Genomic DNA, 23,932 nt, shown 5'->3' with positions numbered 1-23,932 from the left:
CGGTGCCAAATCTTAAACTGCATAAAATGCAGCTTAACAAGAACCCTTGCAGTAACAACTGCAGGGGTTTCTTCGTTCAAAAACTTAAGCAAAGACTAAAGCGCAAAGACTAAAGTTGAAAGGCCAAAGTTGAAAGGCCAAAGCGGAGCCATGAAGCAGAAAATGATTTGCCATCGAATATACGGCTGGCTTAGCCTGGCTGTTTTACTGGTGAGCGAAGGTTGGCCGTGCTGGCGGAAACAGGCGGACATAGGTACCTCCTGATCCGGCTTCCCTAAACCCGATGGCAGCGGAAATCCTTTTTGGCTGCACAAAGCCTCCACTTCCGGCAACACACGAAGCCCAAAAAGATTGCAGCAAACAGCGGGGCTGCAGCACCTATGGAATACCAACGCTCGTTTTCCAAAAATCTCAATCAAATGTTGATTATCTAGTCTGCGGTACGCACCGAACATTCTTAGTTTCCAGAAATTAGTATTAGTAAGTAAACACTAAAATATTTTCAAACCATTGGCGTTGGATACACGATGGGAAACCATCTATTGTTCTGCAGTGAGAAATAGCTTGTTAAAAAATGCTAAAATATTTACCCTCGATACAATAAAACCGTATTATTGTAATATTACGTACCTGTTGCTATGATACTTATTAAATTTAAGCGGTCACTATTTTGCTGCTTTTTCTTAGTGTTGAATTCGATTGCTTTTGCGCAAAATAAAAATGTGCAGTTGCCTCCGAACTGGTTTAACCTGGATTTTGCCGAACATGGTTTTTTCGGTATCAGTACTGAAAAGGCTTATCGTGATATTTTAAAGAATAAGCCTTTAGGTAAGAATATTATTGTTGCTGTAATTGATGGCGGTGTAGATATTAGCCACCAGGATTTGAAAGACAATTTATGGACGAACCGAAAGGAAATTCCAGGTAATGGTATTGACGACGATGGAAATGGCTATGTGGACGATATTCATGGCTGGAATTTTATAGGTTCTAAGAAGGGAAATTTGGAATTTGATAACCTTGAGTTGGTTAGGTTATTAAGGATATACAGGCCAAAATATCAGTCGACGACAAATTTGACGCTGCTTGATAGCGTTCAGAAGGAAGAATTTAAGCTGTATAAAAAGATGGTTGGCGATTTTGGCAAAAAATATGAAGATGCCAGTAACACTTTTGCCGTACTGATCGCGATTAATAAGGTGCTGGATTCGGTCTCCAAAACGACCAGAAAAACGATTCCAACATATGAAGATATAGAAAATTATAAGCCCGACGACGAGGTTGAGGAGCAGGTTAAAACTATTATCAGGAAGGGTTCGAAGGATGATGGTGGCTTCGACAAATTTTATAAAAATATTAAGGACGGTTACAAGCAATATGATGCCATGCTTAAATATAACCTAAATCCGAAGTACGACATGCGGGCTGAATTGGTTGGAGATGACTATGCGAATTCCAATCAAAAAAATTATGGAAACAACGATGTAAAAGGCCCGGATGCTTTGCATGGCACACATGTGTCCGGCATTATCGCAGCTAACAGAAATAACAATCTGGGGGTTATGGGTGTTGCAAATAATGTCTCTATAATGGCAATCAGGGTTGTGCCTACCGGCGATGAACGTGATAAAGATGTCGCGAATGGAATCAGGTATGCGGTTGATAATGGTGCCAAGGTTATCAATATGAGTTTTGGGAAATCTTATAAATGGGACAAAAAGGTAGTTGATGAAGCTGTTAAATATGCAGAGCGCAAGGGTGTACTGCTTGTTCATGCTGCTGGAAACGACAATCGGAATAATGATATAGAGGAAAACTTTCCAAATAAATTTTATGAAAGTACTGAAGCGGAGGCCTATAAAATTGCACATAAAAAGCCAGCGTTAGCTGATTTTACACCACCAAAGCCAATGGCTCAAAATAATGGGATGGGCATGAGGCCATCTGTAGCAAGTCCATCAGTTATAAAACCGGCGCCAATTGATTCTGCAAAATATCAGTTGCCGCATGCATCGAACTGGATTGAAGTTGGCGCAAGTGCTTATAAGGATGATGACAACCTAAAAGCCGACTTTTCCAATTACGGGAAATACACGGTAGATGTTTTTGCGCCTGGATTCTTGATCAACTCTACAGTTCCGGGTGATAAATATGAAGAATTGGATGGCACTAGTATGGCTTCTCCGGTTGTTTCGGGTTTGGCTGCGTTAATTTTATCCTACTACCCATATTTACAACCCGCTCAGGTTCGCGAAATCATCATGAAATCAGTTACGAAAGTTGTACACAAGATTAAATTTAAGAATGAAAAAGGTGAGAATGTTCGTGTGCTCTTCAGTGATATCTGCGTGAGCGGCGGCATTGTGAATGCTTACAATGCATTAAAGCTTGCAGAAACCTATAAGCCGTAATTTTTGCGAGGTTTTACCTTATGCAATTACTTTTTAATTGTTTTTAAAAACTCCTGAAAAGTGCCGAAGGGGTAGTTTTTTGATTTCATCCAGGCAATAAAGTCTTCCATTCTTTCTATCATTTTAAGGCCGGTATTTTTTGTAACATACCCGGGAAACCCAAAGCGTTCAAAATTATCCAAATCGGTAAATTCCCAGGGGTGAAAATAAACGTTAAGGTATCGGTCTTTTTTGTATGTCCACTTTACGAGTGCTTTATAAATGCCAAGTGGTAAGTTGTGGAATGAAAGCCAGAACAAAGGAAACCTAACTAGAGGCGTAACGGAAGCGGGAATCTGCAACACATTCTCTTTATTAAAATATGTTCTCGAAACCTGCAGGTTGTTATATCTTCCGGGTAAAAAAGTAGGGTTAATAGACGTATTGTAGCTGTATCCGGCTTTTTCAATTTCCTTTTCATCAACAGGCATCATTCTTGCCATCCTATACCCAGTAACCTCTTTTCCTGAAAGTTCTTCGAGTTTTAATTTAGATTGCAATAGATGTTCAGGTTTAAAATCAGAGTGATAATAACCATGAGATGCAAGTTCATGCCCGCTTTCTGTAATTCTTTTTATTAAATCAGGAATGTTTTCTGCAAAAGTTACGGTACAAAAAAACGTTGCTTTTACCCTGAGTTTATCCAGAATATCAAGTATGGCGATTGTTCCTTCTCTGGAAATTGAGATTTGATCGGCAAAAGAAATGTCTCTACCATATTCAAAAGGCATGTCGAATTCTTCAATATCAAAGCTTAAAAGCACCATTATTTTCCAGGTAAGTTTGTTGAACGAATGATATAATTTGGTCGGTTTTTCGATTGCATAAACATTTTGCCTACATAAATTCCGATTATACCTAAAATAATTAATTGCAGGCCTCCGAAGAAAACGATTGTCATAATAACCGAAGCCCAGCCAGAAACTTCTACATTGTTTGCAAATGCGTAAATGATGTATGGAATGTAGAGAACCGATGCAAACGACAAAGTAAAGCCTAAATAAACGGCCGAATAAAGTGGTTTGATACTGAATGATGTTACGCCATGAAGCGCCAGGCTAAACATTTTCTTTAAGGTATATTTGCTTTTACCCGAGAATCGTGCTGCAGGATTGTATCTGATTGCATATTGTTTGAAACCCAGCCACTTAACCAAACCCCTTAAAAATGGTTCATTCTCGTGGAAATTTCTGAATACGTTTACCACCTTCTGGTCCAACAGGCGAAAATCAGCAGCGCCTGGCTCCAATTCGATGTCGGAAAGCCAGTTGAGGATTTTGTAAAAAAGACTTGAGGAACTTCTTTTTCCCTTTGATAAGTTAGTATCCTCTTCTCTAATGGTATAAACAACTTCAAAACCTTCTTCCCATTTTTTGAGCATTTCCGGGATTATTTCGGGCGGATGCTGCATATCACAGTCCATTGAGATTACACAATCTCCAAAGGCGTGGTCCATGCCTGCCTTTACAGCGAGCTGATGGCCGAAATTTTTAGAAAATTCGAGAAAAAAAACGTTGTCTGCTGTTTCTGCGTAGTCTCTAATTTTTTGAAGTGTTTCATCAGCGCTGCCATCATCAACCAAAAGGAGTTCGTAGCTGTAATTAGTTGCCGAAAAAACCTGCTTAATGCTTTCTGCAATCACAAAAATATTATCGGCTTCGTTGTAAGCGGGGATAACGATTGAAACTAACTTTTTCATTTATCAGCAATCAAATAAGATTCGAAATCTTCTTTCATCATTTGATAAACAATAGTTAACCAAATGATGATGCAAGGTAGGGCTTTGAGCGAATATAGGCGAATAAATTCTTTAACAGCTTTAGGGAAAATGTCTGTTGGCGATAAACTGGTTAATATAAATGCAAAAATAAAAAGTGAAACTGTTACACTGCTTTTGGGATTTGGTTGTACAACAAACCAGATTGCAACCCCTGCAAAAGCGATGATGTAAGTTGGAGATTCGGAGCCACTACTAAATATTACTGTAAAAATCAGCGTGGAAGCCAGTAACATTAATTTGAAAGCCAGGTGTTTATATTGCTTTATCCGTAAATACGGTAGCGCAAAAAGCAAAACACCTCCAATTAAAAACGGGCTGTTTGGAACATTTACATTTCCCGAAATTCGGCGAAAAATGCCCATTAAAGAAATGTCCTGAAACGACGTTAATGAGGCATTTGTAGCATTCTTATGAACAAGCGAATGGTACCAATCCTGGTAAGAGTTGATTATAAAAGTTGGCGATGAGATTAACATTGGTAGGGCGAATAACAGTAAAAAAGCTGCTAAACCGGCTACAATGAGCTTCATTTTGTTTTTGGTGAAGAAAAAAAACGCTAAACCAACAATACCGTACAGCTTAATCAATGTTCCGAAGGCAATGAAAAAAGCAGATTGAACTTCCTTTTTCTTAATCATGGAAGAACAGCTCAATATTATGGTTCCTGTTAGGGCAATATTAAACTGGAAACTGAACAAGGCCGTTAAGGTTTCGTGTGCGCAAATCCAAGCAATTACAGAGCGTTTGTGTATTGAAATTGGCAGACTGTAAATGCCCCACAATAAAATTATAACGTTAAAAATATTCCACAAAATTGTTCCAATGCTGTCAGGTAAAATGGCGAACGGTGCGATTAAAATCGCAAATAAAGGCCCGTAATGATTGCTATCTAAGTATTCGGCGTAGTTAGCGTATAAATTTTGCATGCTACTTGCATGCCAGTAAACATATTTGAATATTAAGTAGTTATTGAAGCTGTGGTGGAGATATTGTTTTAGCGCAGCAATTACAGCCATCAACACGTAAACGCCTACAATAAATTGCCGTTTTAGCAATATCGAAATAACTTGCCGCAAAGTAAATTTCCTGATAGGATTCATTATGATTAGTGTTGCAATATAAGAATTATTAGTATCGAAATATTTTGGGTGGTACAAAAGTTTGCTTAAAAAAAATTAAATGATAACTTTATGCAAACGGTTGCATAAATCTAATCTTATCCTATTCTATGTTTTTACTCGGTATCGATATCGGAACATCTTCGATTAAAGTTTCTGTTGTAGATGTGAAAACACAAACATGTGTTGCATCAACTCAGTACCCGGAAAAAGAAGTAGAAATTAAATCTATTGAAAAGGGTTGGGCTGAGCAATCGCCCGAACAGTGGTGGACGAACACCAAAAAAGCGATTGAGCAGCTGAGCAGTTCAGCGCAAATTGATTTAAAAAAAATTAAGGCCATCGGCATTGCATATCAAATGCATGGATTGGTTGTGGTAGATAAGTTACAAAACGTTTTGCGGGATAGTATCATTTGGTGCGATAGCAGGGCGGTATCCATCGGCGAAAAGGCTTTTGATGAAATTGGCAGAGAAAAATGTCTCCATCACCTGCTAAATGCTCCGGGCAATTTTACTGCGTCAAAATTGGCTTGGGTTGCAAAAAACGAACCTGAGATTTACCGAAGAATTGATAAAATAATGTTGCCTGGCGATTTCATTGCCATGAAACTAACCGGGCAAATAGCTACCAGTATTTCGGCGCTTTCTGAAGGAATATTTTGGGATTTCAGCGCAAAAGAAATCTCGAAAGACATTCTACAATACTACAATTTTGATAAGGATTTGATTCCAGAAGTAAAACCTGTGTTTTCTAATCACGGTTACCTGAAAGATGAAATTGCAGAAGAATTAGGTCTAAATCCGGGTGTTATTGTTGCCTACAAATCTGGCGATCAGCCAAATAATGCCTTATCGCTAAACGTTTTACGACCAGGAGAAGTAGCCGCAACTGCCGGAACATCGGGCGTTATTTACGGCGTTAGCGATGGTTTGCCATCTGATAAGCAATCGAGGATTAACACCTTTGCGCATGTGAATTACACCACCGATAGCCAACATACTGGCGTTCTACTCTGCATAAACGGCACCGGGAGCATGTACAGGTGGGCAAAAAGTTGTTTCGCTCCAGATAAGTCTTATCAGGAACTTAACCATTTGGCGGCTTCGGCCCCAGTTGGCAGCAAAGGATTGATGGTACTACCTTTCGGCAACGGCGCAGAGCGAATGCTCAATAATAAATATACCGGTGCCCAAATACTAGGCATTGATTTAAACACGCACACAAGCGCAGATATTTTCAGAGCTGTACAAGAGGGAATTGCATTCGCGTTCCGTTACGGATTGGATATTATGCGTGAAAACGGCATGCAGCCAAAAGTTATCAGAGCAGGAAAAACAAACTTATTTTTAAGCGAAATTTTTACCCAAACGTTTGTTGATGTAACGAATACGCCTGTTGAATTATACGAGAATGATGGCAGCGTTGGTGCAGCAATCGGTGCCGGCATAGGTGCTGGAATTTTTGACAATTTAGAGGATGCTTTTAAAGATCATAAACTGATAAAACGGATTGAGCCAAAAAACGTTGACCAATACGAGCCCATCTATCAGGAATGGAAACAAATTTTACTTCAAAAAATATAAATATAATAACATGGGAAAAGTATTAACTGGCACGAAAGAATTTTTTAAAGGCATTGAACAAATTCAGTTTGAAGGGTTGGAAAGCGACAATCCTTTAGCATTTAGATGGTACGATGCAAATAAGATTGTTGCAGGTAAAACGATGACCGAACATTTTAAGTTCGCCTGCGCTTACTGGCATTCTTTCAACGGCAATGGGAGTGACCCATTCGGTGGGCCAACGCATGTTTTCCCTTGGGATGAGAAAAAAGACGTTATCGCAAGAGCAAAAGATAAAATGGATGCAGCTTTTGAATTTATCACTAAAATGCAAATTCCGTATTACTGTTTCCATGATGTAGATGTGGTTGATTACGGCGATGACGTAGTAGAAAATGAGAATAGGCTGCAGACACTTGTAGAATATGCGCAACAAAAACAGGCTGAAAGTGGCGTTAAATTGCTTTGGGGAACGGCGAATCTTTTCAGCCACAAACGGTATATGAACGGGGCATCTACAAATCCTGATTTTCATGTTTTGGCACATGCCGGTGCGCAGGTAAAATCTGCATTGGATGCAACAATAGCTTTGGGCGGCGAAAACTACGTTTTCTGGGGCGGAAGAGAAGGCTACATGAGTTTGTTAAACACAAACATGAAGCGTGAACAGGAACATTTGGCAAAATTTTTACACAGCGCTAAAGACTATGCAAGAAAGCAGGGTTTTAAAGGCATCTTCTTTATAGAGCCAAAACCCTGCGAGCCCTCAAAACATCAATATGATTACGATGCAGCAACTGTAAAAAGCTTTTTGCAGGAATACGATTTGCTGGGCGACTTCAAATTAAACTTAGAAGTGAACCATGCAACCTTAGCTGGGCATACTTTTCAGCACGAATTACAGGTTGCGGTAGATAGTGGTTTGCTTGGCTCAATTGATGCCAATCGTGGCGATTACCAGAACGGTTGGGACACCGATCAGTTTCCTAATGATATTAACGAACTTACTGAAGCGATGCTTATTATTTTGGAGGGTGGCGGTTTACAGGGTGGAGGCATAAATTTCGACGCTAAAATCCGAAGGAATTCTACTGATGCGGAAGATTTATTTTATGCCCACATTGGCGGCATGGATATCTTTGCACGTGCATTAATTACTGCTGATGCAATTCTACAGAAGTCTGATTACAAAAAGATCAGAAATGAGCGGTATGCATCTTTTGATGCCGGGAAAGGTGCAGAATTTGAAGCCGGGACTTTATCACTTGAAGATTTGAGAAATTATGCCGCAGAAAATGGCGAGCCGAAGGTTATCAGCGGTAAACAAGAGTATCTTGAAAATATCATAAACAGATACATCTAAAACAGTTTGAAAAAAACGACAATTTATGATATTGCCAGCGCGTTAAATACAAACGTTTCGACAGTTTCGCGGGCTTTAAGCGGCTTTCCGGGAATAAGCGATGCAACCAGGAAAGCCGTTATTGAAACGGCAAAAAGGCTTAATTATAGTCCGAATAAACTTGCCTCAGCGCTAAAATCAGGGAAAACTTATATCATTGGGGTAATTGTTCCATCGGTGGAAGCGCACTTTTTCGCTACAATTATTGACAGTTTGGAAGAAGGCCTCAAGAATAGTGGTTACCGGATTATCCTCTACCAGTCGAAAGAGTCTTTAGTAAAAGAATTAGAAGGTGTTAAAGCATTGCTGGAAGCGCAGGTAGACGGAATAATTGCATCGATGTCGTTAGAAACGGATGATGTCAGCCATTTTCAGGAAATTATAAATCAAAATAAGCCATTAATCATTTTCGATCGTGTAAATCGGCCACTTGCGGTGCCAACAATCACGCTGAATGATTATAGAGCGGGTTTTCTGGCAGCAGAGCATCTGATAAAAAATGGCTACAGAAACATTGCCTTTCTTACCACTACGCAAAAGATTAAAATATTCGAGCAAAGGTTAAATGGTTACAAAGCCGCCTTGGCTCAATATAACATTCCTTTAAAACACGATTACATCGTATTTGGTACGCTCTCAATAGCCGCTGGAAGGGAAAGTTTGAAGCGCTTATTTGATAATCAGCTAAAACCTGATGCAGTTATCGCCGGAGATGATTTTACTGCCCTTGGTGTGATGCAGTATTTGAAAGACATAAACATCACGCCGCCAGAAATTGGTGTGATTGGTTTCGCAAATGAAACTTTCTCAGCCTATATTACGCCATCATTAACAACCATCGAGCAATTTCCAGCCAATATGGGTGAGGCTTGTGCCAAAATGTTTCTCCAAATGGTTCAGCAGGTGCAACCTTACGATAACATTAAACATTGCGTGATTGAACCAGTCGTAATCGAGCGTAATTCGACCAAAAGACGATAAATATTAATCTTCGAACCTTGAAAATGCATCAATAATTTTCATTACTGTAATGGCTTCGTAGATTGAGCAGGGATTTGGCTCTTGCCCATTAATGTAGCGCACCACGCTTTCAATCATTGGCTGCTCAATGTGCTCAGGATGTTGAAAATTAAACAACTCTTCACCAGCTGCAGTTTTTACGAAAATCGACTTGCCGAAAACTGTAAATTTAATGCTTCCCTCACTGCCGATGATTTCACAAACATCCGTAGTTTCAGATTCAGAAACATCGAAACACCAGGAACCGTTGAAGACAATCTGATGCTGGAAAACTATACTTCCAGAAACCTAGTCGGCAACATCGTTTATGCTTTTGCGTAAACTGAAACCCTCATACTTTAGCGGTTCTCCAAAAAAATATAACATTAAATCAAGTTGATGCGGAGAAAGATCATGGAAGTAACCGCCCCCTGATATTTGAGGATCTGTGCGCCAGTTCCCGGCATTTTTGGTCACAATTTCAGGTTCCGCACTTTGCCACATTTTAAGTTGCACGGTTCGTATTTCGCCAATAGCCTGCTTATCGAGCAAATCTTTAACCTTTAAAAATAATGGTACTTTCCGGCGATAGTGGGCAACAACCAATTTTCCATTGTATTGTTCAACTGCGGTTGCCATTTGCAAAGCTTCGTTGGTATTTAACGAAACTGGTTTTTCTACATAAACCGGAAGGCCCTTTTTTAATGCAGCAAGTGTGTATTTCAGATGCGATGATGGCGGGGTCGCAATGTAAATGGCATCAACGTTCTCATTGTTGATTAATTCATCCGCATCGCTATACCATTTTTCAACTTTATGTCGTTTGGCATAATCCTCTGCTTTCGCTGCGTCGCGGCGCATTACAGCCAAAAGTTTGCTGTTTGCAACTTTGTTAAATGCGGGTCCGCTTTTTTGTTCTGTTACATCGCCACAGCCAATTATTCCCCAGTTTATTGTCTTAATCATTGCATATATTTTCACCCACCAGTTCAAAAGTTAATTAAACTGAGGTTTGGTATAAATTCAGACGATAAAATTACTAAATATAAGTTAACACGGGCTAAATGAAGGTGCAAAGCGAAAGGGATGCTAATGTTCAAAATTGATAAAACAAAAAGGCTATGATTAAGACTTGATTTGAACTGTGCCAAACCATGCGCAATCATAGCCGTTATGCGTTAGGCAAATTTAGCTGCCTTAAATCCGTTTAGATTCATCTACAGGTTCTTGCATTTTACCCATCTGCTCGGCCTGCAAGCGGTCTGGCGTAATGTTACCAAAGGTTACCTGCACTTTATTTTTAAAGCCAGAAACGACCATATCTTTACCGGCTTTCATCGCTTCGTAACCGTCTTTTGCCACTTCTGCGGGGTCAGCCAATTCCGTTTCCTGAACAATTTTTGCTTCGAGCATATCTGCTTTATTAAAGAAATCGGTATCTGTTGCGCCCGGTAAAAGAGAGGTTACGGTAACTGCTGTATCTTTAAGTTCTGCTCTTATGGCCTCATTAAAAGAATGTACAAACGCCTTGGTGCCATGGTAAACCGCTTGATAAGGCCCTGGCGCTTTGCCGGCGATTGACGCTAAGTTTAAAATTTTTCCTGCGTTTCGTTCTACCATTTCTTTTACATAAAGTTTGGTAAGGGTAACCAGTGAGGCAATATTCAGCTGGATGATATCGAGTTCGCGACTAAGATCTGTTTCTATAAATTTACCATAAACACCTTGGCCTGCATCGTTCACCAGAACATCAATTTGAATGCCTCTACTTTTTAATTCCTCGTACAACTCGAAGGCTGCATTCGGTTGGAACAAGTCTTTGCTAACGGTAATCACTTCAACGCCTTCCTGCTCCAGAATTGTAGCTGTGCGCTTCAGGTCATCTTCGGTTCTTGCCACAATAACCAGGTTAAATTTGTCTTTGGCAAAAAGTTTCGCCAATTCCAGCCCGATGCCGCTGGTTGCACCCGTTATGAGTGCAAAATGTTTTGTGCTTTCCATAATGATTAATTCTTAAAATATTCTTCGATAGTTAGAGAATCGATTCTTAAAAGGTCGATGTATAATTTTAACACCTTTTTTTTTGTGAAGGTTTTACTTAAATCATTTTCATCGTTGATCCGGTGTCAGCTCAGCTTCATTTGAAAAAACTGATATTATTTAAGGGTTGCAAGACTGAAATTTTTGCAGTGCGAAATGCAAAAATTTCAGAAAATCTGCAATTTTTTCTTCTGCGAAGCTTTGGCATAACACTTGTAAAAAGCCTATTGTGGAGGCTAGCATCCACAGTAATTAATTGATTTTATAGTGCATTTATTTATTTATCTAAAAATTTAAAAAGAACTATGACTTTGGTTAAGTTTAATCCAGAAAAAAAGAACAATGTCTTATTGCCAGGCTTTAATGACATTTTTGAATCGGTTATGGGCGACACCTTCTTTTCAGATCGCCGGATAAGCAGTGTTCCGGCTGCTAACATTTCAGAATCGCCGGATGAATATTGCATTGAAATAGCTGCTCCGGGATTAAAGAAAGAAGATTTCAAAGTAGCGGTAGAGGGTGATTCACTCCGGATTTCTGTCGAAAAATCATCAGAACAGGTACAGGCAGATAAAGTTTACAGTAGAAAAGAATTTAGTTATCAATCTTTCTTAAGGTTATTCAAACTTCCTGAAAGTACAGATGTTGAACGGATTGAGGCCAGCTACAATGATGGAATGCTCACTTTACACCTTCCAAAAAAAGCGGAAGCAAAGGCAACCACTAAACAGATTTCAATACTTTAAAAAAAATGGAGCCGGTTTAAGGCTCCATTTTTTTTAGTTTCGCAAGCTGTATCGCCAGTAATTACTTCTTCTTCCTTAAGTATTTAATTGCAATAGTACCAATGATAAGCGCATAGCAGGCTCGTTCTACTAATTTTGCCGTGTTGTATTTAAGCTCTGCCTTGTAACCCCGCTCGGCGAAAATATTTGGAATATTACCTTTCTGGATGTCTTCAATAATTCCTTCCCAGGCGTTTATGCGGTCGGCAAGAATTAACGGAATCCAATGGCGGTAGCGGTCTTCGCTATGCTGAAAGGCATATCTGCGAATCATACCACTCAATCCGGACGGCGGAACCGATGTTCCAAAAACTACGCTGTTTTTTGGCCGTTCGTTAGATTTTAAAAGTTCAATTTTTACCGGCTGTTGTTCAGACTTCTCATAGTTGCTTCTTTTATGGTCGTCGCCAGTGTAGTTTTTCATTGGGTAAGTAGGTTCATTTTCTACATCGATATCCATGCCCCAACCCGGGATATTTTTATAATCTTGGTTATCATTAATCATAACATTAAGCTTTAGTTGAAGGAATTAGTACGGTTTTGATGCAGTTATCCAGCTTTGATGAAAAAATATGGTAAGCATCGGAAATTTCCTCTAAAGGAACTCTATGGGTAATTAACTTTTTAGGCTCCAGTCTTCCAGACTGCACATGATCAATTAAGCGTGGCAGCAACCGCTTAACCGATGCCTGGTTGGCCCGCAAAGTAATGCCTTTGTTTAATACGTTTCCAATAGGCACATAGTTAAAAGGCGGCCCATAAACACCAACAACAGAAACGATGCCGCCCTTTTTTACCGAGTTGATTGCCCATTGCAATGCAGTTGCGGCTCCGGCCTGCATTAGGGTTATTTTTCCGGTGAAGGTTTGTAAAGCATTTCCTTCAGCCTCGCAGCCAACGCAGTCTATACAAACGTCTGCACCATACCAGTCGGTAATTTTCTTTAAAAAAAGCACAGGGTCAGCCATTGATTTGAAGTTGTAAGCTTCGCATTTTGCGTAGTTTTTAGCAAATTCCAAACGGTAATCTAAATGGTCGATGATAATTACCCTCGAAGGGCCGAAAAACCAGGCACATCTTGCGGCCATGATGCCTATAGGCCCTGCTCCGAAAACAACAACCGTGTCGCCCTCTTTGATGCCGCCCATTTCTGCTGCCTGATAACCTGTTGGTACCACATCAGTTAACAAAACTGCATCATCCGGGTCCATATCTGCCGGTATAACAGTAGGCCCAACGTTCGCGTACGGAACCCGTACGTACTCTGCCTGGCCGCCATTATAGCCGCCAGCTGTATGCGAGTAACCGAAAATGCCACCCACAGCCGTTGCCATGGTGTTCGATTCGTGGCAATTACCATAAAGGCCTTGCTTGCAAAAGTTACATTTACCGCAAGCGATGTTAAACGGCACAATTACCTGGTCACCAACCTTTACGTTGGTTACCAAGGGCCCGATTTCCTCGATAACGCCAATAAATTCGTGGCCAAACGTAGAACCCACGCGGGTATCTGGCACCATTCCGTGGTAAAGATGGAGGTCTGAGCCACAGATGCAGGTCCGTGTAACCCTTACAATGGCATCTTCGGGATGAAGGATTTCTGGCATTGGTCGCTGTTCGACGCGAACCCTGTACGGGCCCCTATAGTTCATAGCTAACATAATCTGATTTTTATTTTAAATAAATAGATGTGTACGGTGTGCTGGCTCTTTTTTCCAATCTGAAAAAAAGATGTTCGCAGTTGCCAGTATAGAATAGCCCAAATTAAAAATTAATTGCTTTTTGTTTTTCTTAAAAGCAGGCAAACCTGTTGCGGCGCAAAGCAAACAAACATTGGCAATGTCTATGCGTTTGTGTGTTTTTAAACTCAAGTATCTTTTAAATGCAAAGCGATGGTCACTTAGTGCATTATAGGCAAAAAGGCTGATTCCTAAAATCGTGTAAAACTTTACTGATGTTGAATTCAGCCCGATTACCCTCGGCATTAACAATGCTGATACTGAAAAAAAATGGTCATTTAAACCGTGCTGATTGAAGGATAAAAGGTGTCTTTCCATATTTGTAAAAAGATTATGAAACAGATTGAGCTTTCATGAAACTGATTTACCAGCCAGGCACAGCGCAAGTTAAGCGGTAGCCGAAGCATCTTAGTAAATCTGGTTGATGAGCTAATTTCTAATTAGTCTTCGCCATTTTCATTTTTCCAATCTGCCGGGTTACGGCTTGTGTCTGTATCAACCCCATCTCCCTTAGGGATTTCCAAATCCGCAGGTCGCTGATCTTCGAATGACTTAGGTCCATCTTCCGCGTTCTGGTTCTCATTTCCAAGGGGTTCGTCTGCCAGCGTATGGCGTTTTTGCTCATCTTTGTTCATTTCAATTCTGTTTATTGTTGACGCTTATTTTTATAGGATAATTAAATTTCATCTGTTAACCATATAGCAGTTGATGTTAACAGTTTTTAAATCCTGATGAGTTACGAGTAATTTTAGAATGCTATTTAAAAAACAACAATTTTTAGATTTGCTGGTTTAGGTATTTTATACGCAAAGTGTCTGTATAAACCCCGGATTTTCCTTAGCCGTTAATTGGTAAGGTTTTTTGCATATTCAGAACCGGAAATAGGATGGTTCGTTTCTATAAATTTCTTTCCAGAAATTATGCTTATCCAATCAAAATGTAGAAAGTTTGGCGAATATTTTAATGATAGTTAACGTTTCTTTTAAATGCATGAAGCTCAGAAAGACGAAGAAATGTAATCAACAACAAGTATTTAACACAGCGGATATGTAAGAAATACCCTAATTTGTTACGGTTAGTTCGCAAATAATTGAGCCAAAGTTCAATTAAGCAATCCAGAACGTTACTAGCATAACTGCGAGCGCAGCGCTGCGTCCTTTTATTTAAGATAAATATTAAATTGCTTTCGAAGCGTCCTACGGGATTACAGCGTTTCTCACAACGAATGGATGTTCCGAACCTGCTATCTTACCTTGCACAACGAGCTGAGAGGCTGTTTTTCGTCTTTGATTTGAATGAAGACAAGTTTATTTATATGAATCCTTCGTGTATTGCTTTTTTTGGCCTCGAAAGTACCGACGTGCGACCAAAGGTATTGCTGCATATGATAAATAATGAAGACCAGCGTTATGTAATTTCGAAGCTTCAGGATTGCAAGGATGGTATGCATGTTACAGATGTACAGTGCAGGGTAAGGCGTGGGGAGTATGAACGCTGGATTAGCATTTCGCCGCATTTGATTGATGATTACCCCAAACACCTTCTGGTAGGGATAGCGGAGGATATTACCGTATTTAAAGCCAACATGGAAGTGCTAAACAACCACAACAGTAAAAGAATTCTATATTAAATATTCTTGCACACGACCTGGCCGGCCCGATTGGGGCCATCGGCAACATCTCACTCATGCTTGCTAAAGATACTTCTGCTATCGGTAACCCAACCATAGATCGGTATCTGGATATCATCAGCAGGATTACGGAAAAAAGCATTAAGCTAATTCACGATTTTCTTAATCAGGAATTTTTAGAAAGTGCAGGTGTCGAACTCAACAAAAGGAGGGTAGAGTTGGTTAGCAAAATATCGATAACCACCCGCGATTATTTCGATACACAAGATCACCTCAAGATCGCCTTTTCCTGCCATTCGAATAAAGACCACATCTTCGCTGAAATTGACGAAGATAAGTTTATGCAGGTGATTAACAATCTAATTTCAAACTCGCTTAAGTTTACCCCCGATGGTGGTAATATTGATATCTATATCCAGGAAAATAAGCGCAATATTGTTGTTTCGGTAGCAGATAATGGCATTGGCATACCTAAAAAACACCATGCCGCTTTATTCGATAAATTCACGAGCGCAAGAAGAAGTGGGTTAAAGGGCGAGCAGTCGACCGGTTTGGGCATGTCTATTATAAAAACAATTGTGGATTGGCACAACGGAAACATCTGGTTTGAGAGCGAGGAGAAGAAAGGAACAAAGTTTTTCATCGAACTACCGAAAAGATAAAGTAATTCTGCTCGTTCCAAAATTTTAGCAGCCAGCTTTTTGAAATTGAGACTGTGTTAAATGCGCTTAGATGTTAAAGATGATAAAGGCCAATTTTATCTTTGTGATGAAACGATATTGGATTGGTTTTTCGTACTTTTCCTTACTTTTTGACATAAAGAATCTCTAACCTTACCGCATTTATGAAATTTTTAAGACTATTCATACCTATTTGTATAATCTTAATACTTGCGCAAACTGCTCAATCTCAGGAAAAAGCCGGTTACAATTTGATTCAACAAAAAGTTGATTTAAAGACCTATACCACAAATGATGGTCTGCCTTCCAGAAATACAACTGCAACACTGAGAGACAAAAGAGGCTTTTTGTGGGTGGGCACTGAAAATGGCCTTTGCCGGTTTGATGGTTATGCCTTCAAAGTATTTTTTAATAAACCGGGAGACAGCACGTCGATATCCAACAATTTTATAAATGCGATTGTTGAAGATAAGAGTGGCAAAATATGGGTGGCTACAATGGATGGGCTCAACCTGTTAAATCCACTCTCCGAAACCTTTACAAGGTTTTTTCACAACGATAGCAAAAGCAATTCATTGAGTAATAATAAGGTCTGGTCTGTTTTGTGCGATCGGGCAGGTAAAGTTTGGATTGGAACCGACGACGGATTTAATGAGTATATCGCTGCAAAAAAGCAGTTCGCAGTGTACAAGCCAAACCCTGCTGTAAAAAACAGTATGGTAGGGAAATCTGTAAATTCAATAATTGAAGATGCACGTGGCGATTTATGGCTTGGAAACTGGAGCGCTGGATTGAATCGTTTCGATAAAACAAACAGAACATTTAAAAATTACGCACAGTACCAAAAGCCGGGCTTTAAAAACCCTAACGATGTTTGGTCGCTTTGCTATGCTGATGATGGAAAAATTTGGGTAGGAACCTACTGGGATGGTTTGTTTAGCTTCGACCCAAAGGTTGGGAAATTTGAAAAAATCGTTCTTCCCGATAAAGATAATTACTCCGTTTTCAGTATTTTAAAGGTAAATAGAAGCCGGTTGCTAATTGGGGGCAATAATGGCTTTTATTGGTTGAATACCGCTTCGTTAAACTGGGAGAAAATTAGCGACATCCAAAACTTTTCTTATGGTGATGCTTATAAAGACCGCGAAGGAATTATTTGGATTAATGCCAGAAACGGCCTCCGAAAACTCGACCATCAGCAATACAAATTCAATTTAAACCCCCTTCCACTTGGAAACCGTGAGATTAAAAGCATCGTAATCCGCGATTCGGTTATCTGGTTAGGTACCAATAATGGGCTGTTCAAAATAAATAAAACCTCAGCAAAAATTACCGCTTTCGTTAAAGGTAAACGCCCCGGTAGCCTGGCAAGTAATGAGATATTGAAATTGTACAGCGATTCTAAAGGTATATTGTGGGTTTTAACCGAGAATGGTTTCGACAGCTACGACGAGCGGAAGAACTTTTTTACCCATCATGGTCATCATTCTTCTATTGGCAATTTATTTAACGAGGATGTTTTCAGGGATATTCTCGAGGTGGGAAACGGCCGCTATATGCTCGCGACAGATGCGGGCATAAAAATTTTCGATACCAAAACCAACCGGTTTGAGCATTACTACAATCAGCCTAAAAATGCGTATTCAATTAACAACAACCATACGTACGTTTTAGCAAAAGCACCAGATGGAAAAATCTGGGTTGGCACTTATGGCGGGGGCGTAAATGTTTTCGATCTTAAAACTAACCGGTTCGAGCCAGTTGAACGCATTAGTAAAGGCAGCCATTTAAGCAGCAACATCATTAAGGCAATTTTTACCGATTCGAGAAAAAACATTTGGGTTTGCTCTCCTGATGGATTAAATAAATACGTGCCTAAAGAGAAAAAGTTTTTCATTTATTCGAAAGCAAACGGCTTTGCCAGTAACGTGTTTAACGATATTGCCGAAGATGCAAATGGTGTTATTTGGCTCGCGACAGAAAACGGCATTTCCAGCTTGGATCCTCAAACTGATAAAATTATCAATTTTGATGACGCCGATGGCGTTGCTGTAAATTCTGTTATCAGCAGATTTGAAAAAATGCTTTTTGTTGCCGGCAATAAAGGCTACTTTAACTTTAATCCAACAGAACTCAGGTTTAATCGGCAGCCGCCTCCGGTGTTTATAACAGATTTTCAGCTCTTTAACAAGAGTGTTTTGCCAAGTGCAGATGGCCCTTTGAAAGAAAACCTGAACACGGCAACAAAAATTACCCTCGACTACGATCAGAGCGTTTTTTCAATTGATTTTGTAGCGCTTAATTATTCCTATTCGTGGAAAAATCAATATGCTTACCGATTGGTTGGCTTTGATAAAAAATGGAATTATGTTGGCAGTCAGCGCAAGGCAACTTACACCAATCTTAACCCGGGCACCTATACCTTTCAGGTTAAAGCATCAAACAATGATGGCATTTGGAATAATGTTGGAAAACGCATCGTAATAAAAATAAACCCACCCTGGTACTTAACATGGTGGGCATGGTTAATTTACATTAGTGCATTTGCTGCAACCGCCTATACGTATATAACCTACCGTAGAAAACAGGAGGCGCTTAAGTACGAGATAAAGATTGCCCATATTGAAAGCGAGAAAGAGAAGGAGCTGAACGAGCGTAAACTATCATTTTTTACAAATATTTCGCATGAGTTTAGAACGCCTTTAACCTTAATTATTAACCCGGTTAAAGAATTGCTCTATCAGGATAATAAAAACCTGGATACCAGCGGTATGAATATCGTTTACCGAAATGCTAAGCGGTTGTTGAGCCTTGTAGACCAATTGCTGCTTTTTAGAAAGGCAGATTTAAAAGGTGACACGTTAAAGGCAGCCAGCGTTAATCTGGTTACCCTGGTAAAAGAGGTTTTTCTCTGCTTTTCTCATCAGGCCAGAACTAAAAATATCGATTATAACTTCTATAGTGTATCCGATCGGGCAGATGTTTTTGCAGACCGCGAAAAGCTGGAAATCGCCATCTTCAACCTGCTTTCAAATGCTTTTAAATTTACGCCCGAGAATGGCCAGATAGCGGTTTACATAAAGGAATTACCGGATGATGTAGAAATATCTATTGTTGATTCGGGATGCGGTATCCGCGAAGATCTGACTGAAAAAATCTTTGATCGCTTTTACCAGGAAGAGAATGGTAACCGCTCTTTTTGGAGTGGCTTCGGCATTGGTTTGTATCTGGTTAAAAATTTTGTAGAGATGCATGGCGGCCTGGTAACCTGTTCAAACAACGAAAAAAGTGGCACCACATTTACCCTGCGTTTAAGAAAAGGCTCTAAGCATATCAATCCCGATTTTATCGTTCCGGTACAGCAGGAAAGTTCGGCTTTTTTAAAAGAACTTAATCAGGAGGAGCTGATCGTAGAACCAATCAGGGCAAAGGATGCGAGCTTAACCGAGATAATTTCAGAAGAAAGGAAATCTATTCTTATTATCGATGATAACCCCGAGATCGCCGATTACCTTGCCCAGGTTTTTGCGCAGCAATACCGGATTTATCAGGCCGGGGATGGAGAAAGTGGTTTGGCAATTATCCGTGAGTTTCTTCCGGACATTGTAATTAGCGACGTGATGATGCAGGGAATGGGCGGCATTGAACTCTGCAGCATTGTTAAGGAAGACGAATCCATCTCACACATTCCTATCGTGCTGCTAACCGCAAGCAGTTCGGCAGAAATAAAGCTTAAAGGCGTAGAAAGTGGTGCAGATGATTACATTAGCAAGCCGTTCGACAAAGATTTGCTGATTGCCAGAATTGGCGGAATTTTAAAGAGTAAAAACACACTGCAGAAATATTTCTACAGCGAAATAACTTTAAACCCAAACAGCTCAAAAATATCTGCCGAGTACAAAGAGTTTTTGAAGCGTTGCATTGCTATTGTTGAAGCAAAAATTGAGGATCCTAACCTGAATATTAAAATGCTTGCTGATGAAATGGGCATGTCCAGAACCAATTTGTTTAATAAAATCAAATCCATTTCAGGCCACTCATCTAACAGCTTTATTCGCTTTATCCGTTTAAGAAAGGCGGCTGAGATTTTTATCAGCACCGATAAAACCATACAGGAAACCATGTACATGGTTGGAATTAATGATATTAAATATTTTAGGGAGCAGTTTAAAAAGGTATTTGATATGAACCCTTCAGATTATATTAAAAAATATAGAAAAGCGTTTTCACACAATCAGTCACTCGATAGAACGTTCAAAAAGTAAAAAGTTTTTAGCTTCTGCAAAGTCCCGGTTAACGTAACGTTTTTGAGAGAAAGCGATAGGTGTTTTTCTTCCGAAATCAACCTCAAGTATCGGATTTCTTTTAAATAACACCCTAAAGGCAGTATTTATACTGTTTTTTACCCCTTAATATTGGCTGTTTACCCCCTTCTAATTCCCGTCATTTAATGGAATTTAGCTGGCCTTACGGGGCGATATTCAACAGCAACTCCTCCATCGTTGCAGTTACATCATTCCGGAAGACCAATAATTCAATTAACCAAATTAGACCAAAATGAGAAAAGTTTTACAGGACAAAAATGTTCTGTTTTGCCGCATGGCAAAGCGAACGGTGTTCATTGCAACCCTCGCCACTATTTCCCTGCTAACAGCAGAAACGGCACAGGCGGCGCTACCTTTAAATGTTGTAAATTCATTAAAAGTTAAGGATGAAGTTACCGTAACGGGAACTGTTTACGATGAAAAAGGCGGGCCATTACCGGGCGTAAGCGTTACGGTAAAAGGCACAACAACGGTTGCGGTCAGCAATTCGGATGGTAAGTACAGCATCAAAGTTCCTAATGAAAATGCAATTCTGGTTTTTAGCTATGTTGGCTATAACAGTCAGGAAGTTCCCACAAAAGGAAAATCTACAGTAAATACACAACTAACAGCAAATTCGCAATCGCTTAATGAACTGGTGGTTGTTGGATATGGAACACAAAAGAAATCTACTCTTGCAGGCTCCGTTTCTGTAGTAAAGGGTGGTGATTTAGTAAAAAGTCCGCAACCAAATCTTTCTAATTCCCTCGCCGGACGGGTTTCGGGTGTCGTGATTAACAACCGTGGTGGTGAGCCAGGTTATGACGGCTCCAGAATTTTAATCCGCGGTTTAGGTACCACAACAAACTCAGATGTTTTGGTCGTGGTAGATGGAATTCCGGGTCAGTTAGGTGGTTTAGAACGGATAGACCCTAATGACGTAGAAAGCATATCAGTTTTAAAAGATGCATCAGCTGCGGTTTACGGTAACAGGGCGGCCAACGGGGTAATCTTAATTACAACGAAAAAAGGTAAAATTGGTAAGCCTACGGTAAGTTATACCTTTAACCAGTGTTTTAGCATGCCAACACGCCTTCCAAAAATGGCCGATGCTGCAACGTATGCGCAAATTATGAACGAAATTAATTTTGATTCTAATCCAAATGGCGGTTTAAACCAGGCATATAGTGCCGCTCAGATTCAGAAATTTAGAGACGGCTCTGACCCGCTGCTCTTTCCAAATACCGACTGGATTGGTGAAACTTTAAAAGATGTTGCCTTACAAAATCAGCATAGCCTTTCTATTAGTGGCGGTACTGAAGACGTAAAATATTTCGTTTCCCTCGGTAAAATTTATCAGGATGCGATTTATAAAAACGGGGCAGCTAAGTATAATCAGTACAATTTCAGAACAAACATTGATGCGAATATCTCCAAAAGGTTAAAAATTGGTTTAGGGGTATCAGGTAGAGAAGAAGACCGCGTTTTTCCAATTTCCGGTGCGGGCGATATTTTCAGATCAATTTACAGGGCTAAGCCAATAGTAGGTGCTTATTATCCAAATGGCTTGCCAACTACTGGTATTGAAAATAACAATCCGGCGGTACAGGTAACTGATCTGGGCGGAACAGCAAAAAACCCAAGGCAGGTAATTAATGCCATTTTACGGGGCAGTTATCAAATTCCAGGGGTGGAAGGTCTTTCGGTTGATGGTTTTTTCTCGGTTGATAAGACCTTTAACTTTACTAAAAACTTTAACAAACCTTACAACCTCTTTTCTTACGACCAGTCATCATCTGCTTACAACACTGTTGTTGTTGGCGGAAGTGGCGGCAAGGCAACGCTTTATGAAGCTCAGGCCAATACAAGTTTAATTACTTCGAACATTAAATTAAATTACGACAAGAAGTTTGGCAAACATTACATTAATGCATTTGCCGCCTATGAGCAAAGCAGACAACGTTTCGAAACTTTTGATGCGCAACGTTTAAACTACATCTCAACTACACTTCCCGAACTCTCTCAGGGCGGTACGGCAGCAACCGATTTAAGAAATTCAGGAAGTAGTACAGATTATCCGAGACAAAGTTATATTGGTAAAGTTACCTACAACTACGATGAGCGTTACATTCTTGAAGGGCAGATTCGTGCGGATGGATCTTCTTTGTTTGCTCAGGATAATCGTTTTGGATATTTTCCTTCTGTATTGGGTGCCTGGAGACTAAGTAAAGAAGAATGGTTCGCTGATAATGTATCATTCATCAACGACTTAAAAATCAGGGCATCGTACGGTTCTTTAGGTAGCGATTTAATCAACCCATACCAATACTTCGATAACTATACATTGGTTGGAAACGGGTTTGTTGGCGCAAACCCGGGCAGCGGAGTAAACGTTATCCAGCCCAATCTTAATCTGGTTAAATTAGCCAACCCGAATGTGGGCTGGGAACGTGCAAACAAGCTTGATGTGGGAATTAACGCCACATTTTTAAAAAACTTTACGCTGGAAGCCATTTACTTTAACCAAAAAAGAAGTGATATCCTTTTAACCAGAAATGCATCTATTCCAGCTACTTCCGGTATCGTAAATCCTTATGGCTCCGATCCTTTGGTGCCGGCAGAAAATATCGGTAAAATTAACAGTTCTGGCGTAGAGGCAACCTTGGGCTACAACCATTCTGGCGAAAATTTTAACTGGGGGGCCACAGGAAACATCACTTATGCAAAAAGTGAAATCATTTTTATAGATGAAGCGGCAGGCACGTTAGATTACCAACGTCAAACCGGACGCCCAATCGGCAGTTACCTGCTTTTCAATTCAATGGGCATTTTCCGTACTCAACAGGAATTAAATTCGTACCCACATGTAACCGGCGCAAAGGTTGGCGATTTAAAATACGAAGATTTTAATGGTGATGGTGTAATCGATTTTAAAGACAGAACCAGAAGTAAATATGGCAACGTTCCGGAAATTACTTACGGTATTAATTTAAACGCCTCTTATAAAAACTTCGATGTGGCAATCCTTTTTGCCGGCCAATCTCGCGTAAGCCAGTATGTGCTGCCAGAATCGGGTAGCGTGGGTAATTTTTACAGCAGCTGGGCCGATAACCGTTTTAGCGCTGCCAACCCATCAGGAACTTTTCCAAGGGTAACTGAGCGTGCATCAAATGCAATTAGCGGTGGCGCTTTCCAAAATAACTTCTGGTTAAATAATGCCTCGTTTTTCAGGTTGAAGAACATCGAGTTGGGTTACAATTTCAACGCCAATCTCTTATCGAAGATTAAGATTTCTGGTATCAGGTTATATGCAAGTGCTTTTAATCTGTTCACCGTTTCTAAGGTAAAAGATTATGATCCGGAAGGAAGCAGTGAGAGCGGTCAGTTTTATCCTCAGCAAAAAATTATCAATATAGGTGCAAACGTTAAATTTTAACATT

The 23,932-nt window shown here is 40.0% G+C and carries 19 protein-coding genes; 10 read left to right on the top strand and 9 right to left on the bottom strand.

Annotated features, from left to right (window positions below; genetic code table 11):
• Positions 1-638: 638 nt before the first annotated feature.
• Positions 639-2,411, top strand: a complete 1,773-nt coding sequence (locus AC0IWT_RS10725) for a S8 family peptidase (RefSeq protein ID WP_471797197.1) — start codon at positions 639-641, stop codon at positions 2,409-2,411.
• Between the two features lie 26 nt (positions 2,412-2,437).
• Here the strand turns inward: AC0IWT_RS10725 and AC0IWT_RS10720 are convergent, their stop codons facing one another.
• Genes AC0IWT_RS10720 through AC0IWT_RS10710 form a run of 3 tightly spaced genes read right to left on the bottom strand, consistent with a single transcriptional unit; the run spans position 2,438 to position 5,330 of the window.
• The gene (locus tag AC0IWT_RS10720) at positions 2,438-3,217 is read right to left on the bottom strand and encodes a polysaccharide deacetylase family protein (protein WP_471797196.1); all 780 of its coding nucleotides are present in this window, start codon (positions 3,215-3,217) and stop codon (positions 2,438-2,440) included.
• Entirely contained in the window at positions 3,217-4,149 is a 933-nt protein-coding gene (locus tag AC0IWT_RS10715; protein WP_471797195.1) for a glycosyltransferase family 2 protein, read from the bottom strand. The genes AC0IWT_RS10720 and AC0IWT_RS10715 overlap by 1 nt, the downstream gene beginning before the upstream one ends.
• Positions 4,146-5,330: a glycosyltransferase family 87 protein gene (locus tag AC0IWT_RS10710; protein ID WP_471797194.1), complete on the bottom strand. Its 1,185-nt coding sequence runs from the start codon at positions 5,328-5,330 to the stop codon at positions 4,146-4,148. Before AC0IWT_RS10710 ends, AC0IWT_RS10715 begins: the two co-directional genes overlap by 4 nt.
• 128 nt (positions 5,331-5,458) lie before the next feature.
• Between AC0IWT_RS10710 and AC0IWT_RS10705 the strand changes: the two genes are divergently transcribed.
• From AC0IWT_RS10705 to AC0IWT_RS10690, 4 genes are all read left to right on the top strand, one after another.
• Positions 5,459-6,934: a xylulokinase gene (locus AC0IWT_RS10705; protein ID WP_471797193.1), complete on the top strand. Its 1,476-nt coding sequence runs from the start codon at positions 5,459-5,461 to the stop codon at positions 6,932-6,934.
• A gap of 10 nt (positions 6,935-6,944) precedes the next feature.
• Positions 6,945-8,276, top strand: a complete 1,332-nt coding sequence (gene xylA / locus AC0IWT_RS10700) for a xylose isomerase (protein WP_471797192.1) — start codon at positions 6,945-6,947, stop codon at positions 8,274-8,276.
• Between the two features lie 6 nt (positions 8,277-8,282).
• Entirely contained in the window at positions 8,283-9,296 is a 1,014-nt protein-coding gene (locus tag AC0IWT_RS10695; RefSeq protein ID WP_471797191.1) for a LacI family DNA-binding transcriptional regulator, read from the top strand.
• 138 nt (positions 9,297-9,434) lie between these two features.
• Positions 9,435-9,656, top strand: coding sequence for a hypothetical protein (locus AC0IWT_RS10690; protein ID WP_471797190.1), 222 nt, complete (start codon positions 9,435-9,437; stop codon positions 9,654-9,656).
• On the opposite strand, the gene AC0IWT_RS10685 is transcribed toward AC0IWT_RS10690, so the two are convergent.
• Both AC0IWT_RS10685 and AC0IWT_RS10680 read right to left on the bottom strand, forming a co-directional pair.
• On the bottom strand, positions 9,624-10,280 hold the full coding sequence (locus tag AC0IWT_RS10685; RefSeq protein ID WP_471797189.1) for a Gfo/Idh/MocA family protein: 657 nt from the start codon (positions 10,278-10,280) through the stop codon (positions 9,624-9,626). The genes AC0IWT_RS10690 and AC0IWT_RS10685 overlap by 33 nt on opposite strands.
• Before the next feature lie 231 nt (positions 10,281-10,511).
• Positions 10,512-11,315 carry an SDR family NAD(P)-dependent oxidoreductase gene (locus AC0IWT_RS10680; protein WP_471797188.1) on the bottom strand — a complete coding sequence of 268 codons (804 nt, stop codon included), beginning with the start codon at positions 11,313-11,315 and terminating at the stop codon, positions 10,512-10,514.
• 344 nt (positions 11,316-11,659) lie between these two features.
• Between AC0IWT_RS10680 and AC0IWT_RS10675 the strand changes: the two genes are divergently transcribed.
• Positions 11,660-12,100, top strand: coding sequence for an Hsp20/alpha crystallin family protein (locus tag AC0IWT_RS10675; protein ID WP_056871731.1), 441 nt, complete (start codon positions 11,660-11,662; stop codon positions 12,098-12,100).
• 61 nt (positions 12,101-12,161) lie between these two features.
• On the opposite strand, the gene AC0IWT_RS10670 is transcribed toward AC0IWT_RS10675, so the two are convergent.
• The 4 genes from AC0IWT_RS10670 to AC0IWT_RS10655 form a co-directional block, all read right to left on the bottom strand.
• Positions 12,162-12,644, bottom strand: coding sequence for a hypothetical protein (locus AC0IWT_RS10670; protein ID WP_056871730.1), 483 nt, complete (start codon positions 12,642-12,644; stop codon positions 12,162-12,164).
• A gap of 4 nt (positions 12,645-12,648) precedes the next feature.
• Positions 12,649-13,791: a zinc-dependent alcohol dehydrogenase gene (locus AC0IWT_RS10665; protein ID WP_471797187.1), complete on the bottom strand. Its 1,143-nt coding sequence runs from the start codon at positions 13,789-13,791 to the stop codon at positions 12,649-12,651.
• Between the two features lie 24 nt (positions 13,792-13,815).
• The gene (locus AC0IWT_RS10660) at positions 13,816-14,196 is read right to left on the bottom strand and encodes a hypothetical protein (RefSeq protein ID WP_056871728.1); all 381 of its coding nucleotides are present in this window, start codon (positions 14,194-14,196) and stop codon (positions 13,816-13,818) included.
• A gap of 122 nt (positions 14,197-14,318) precedes the next feature.
• Positions 14,319-14,513, bottom strand: coding sequence for a hypothetical protein (locus AC0IWT_RS10655; protein WP_056871727.1), 195 nt, complete (start codon positions 14,511-14,513; stop codon positions 14,319-14,321).
• A gap of 590 nt (positions 14,514-15,103) precedes the next feature.
• On the opposite strand from AC0IWT_RS10655, the gene AC0IWT_RS10650 reads away from it, so the two are divergent.
• From AC0IWT_RS10650 to AC0IWT_RS10635, 4 genes are all read left to right on the top strand, one after another.
• Complete coding sequence (locus AC0IWT_RS10650; RefSeq protein ID WP_471797186.1) at positions 15,104-15,508, top strand: PAS domain S-box protein; 405 nt, start codon at positions 15,104-15,106, stop codon at positions 15,506-15,508.
• 56 nt (positions 15,509-15,564) lie between these two features.
• Positions 15,565-16,170 (top strand): sensor histidine kinase, encoded by a 606-nt coding sequence (locus AC0IWT_RS10645; protein ID WP_471797185.1) that lies wholly within the window; start codon positions 15,565-15,567, stop codon positions 16,168-16,170.
• Positions 16,171-16,352: 182 nt separating this feature from the next.
• Positions 16,353-20,453 carry a hybrid sensor histidine kinase/response regulator gene (locus AC0IWT_RS10640; RefSeq protein WP_471797184.1) on the top strand — a complete coding sequence of 1,367 codons (4,101 nt, stop codon included), beginning with the start codon at positions 16,353-16,355 and terminating at the stop codon, positions 20,451-20,453.
• 292 nt (positions 20,454-20,745) lie between these two features.
• Positions 20,746-23,928, top strand: coding sequence for a SusC/RagA family TonB-linked outer membrane protein (locus tag AC0IWT_RS10635; RefSeq protein WP_471797183.1), 3,183 nt, complete (start codon positions 20,746-20,748; stop codon positions 23,926-23,928).
• The last annotated feature ends 4 nt before the right edge of the window (positions 23,929-23,932 follow it).

It is taken from the genome of Pedobacter sp. AC464 (genome assembly GCF_979253075.1).
The sequence above is the reverse complement of the archived record's forward strand: the minus strand, read 5'-3'. Positions and strand labels throughout refer to the sequence as shown.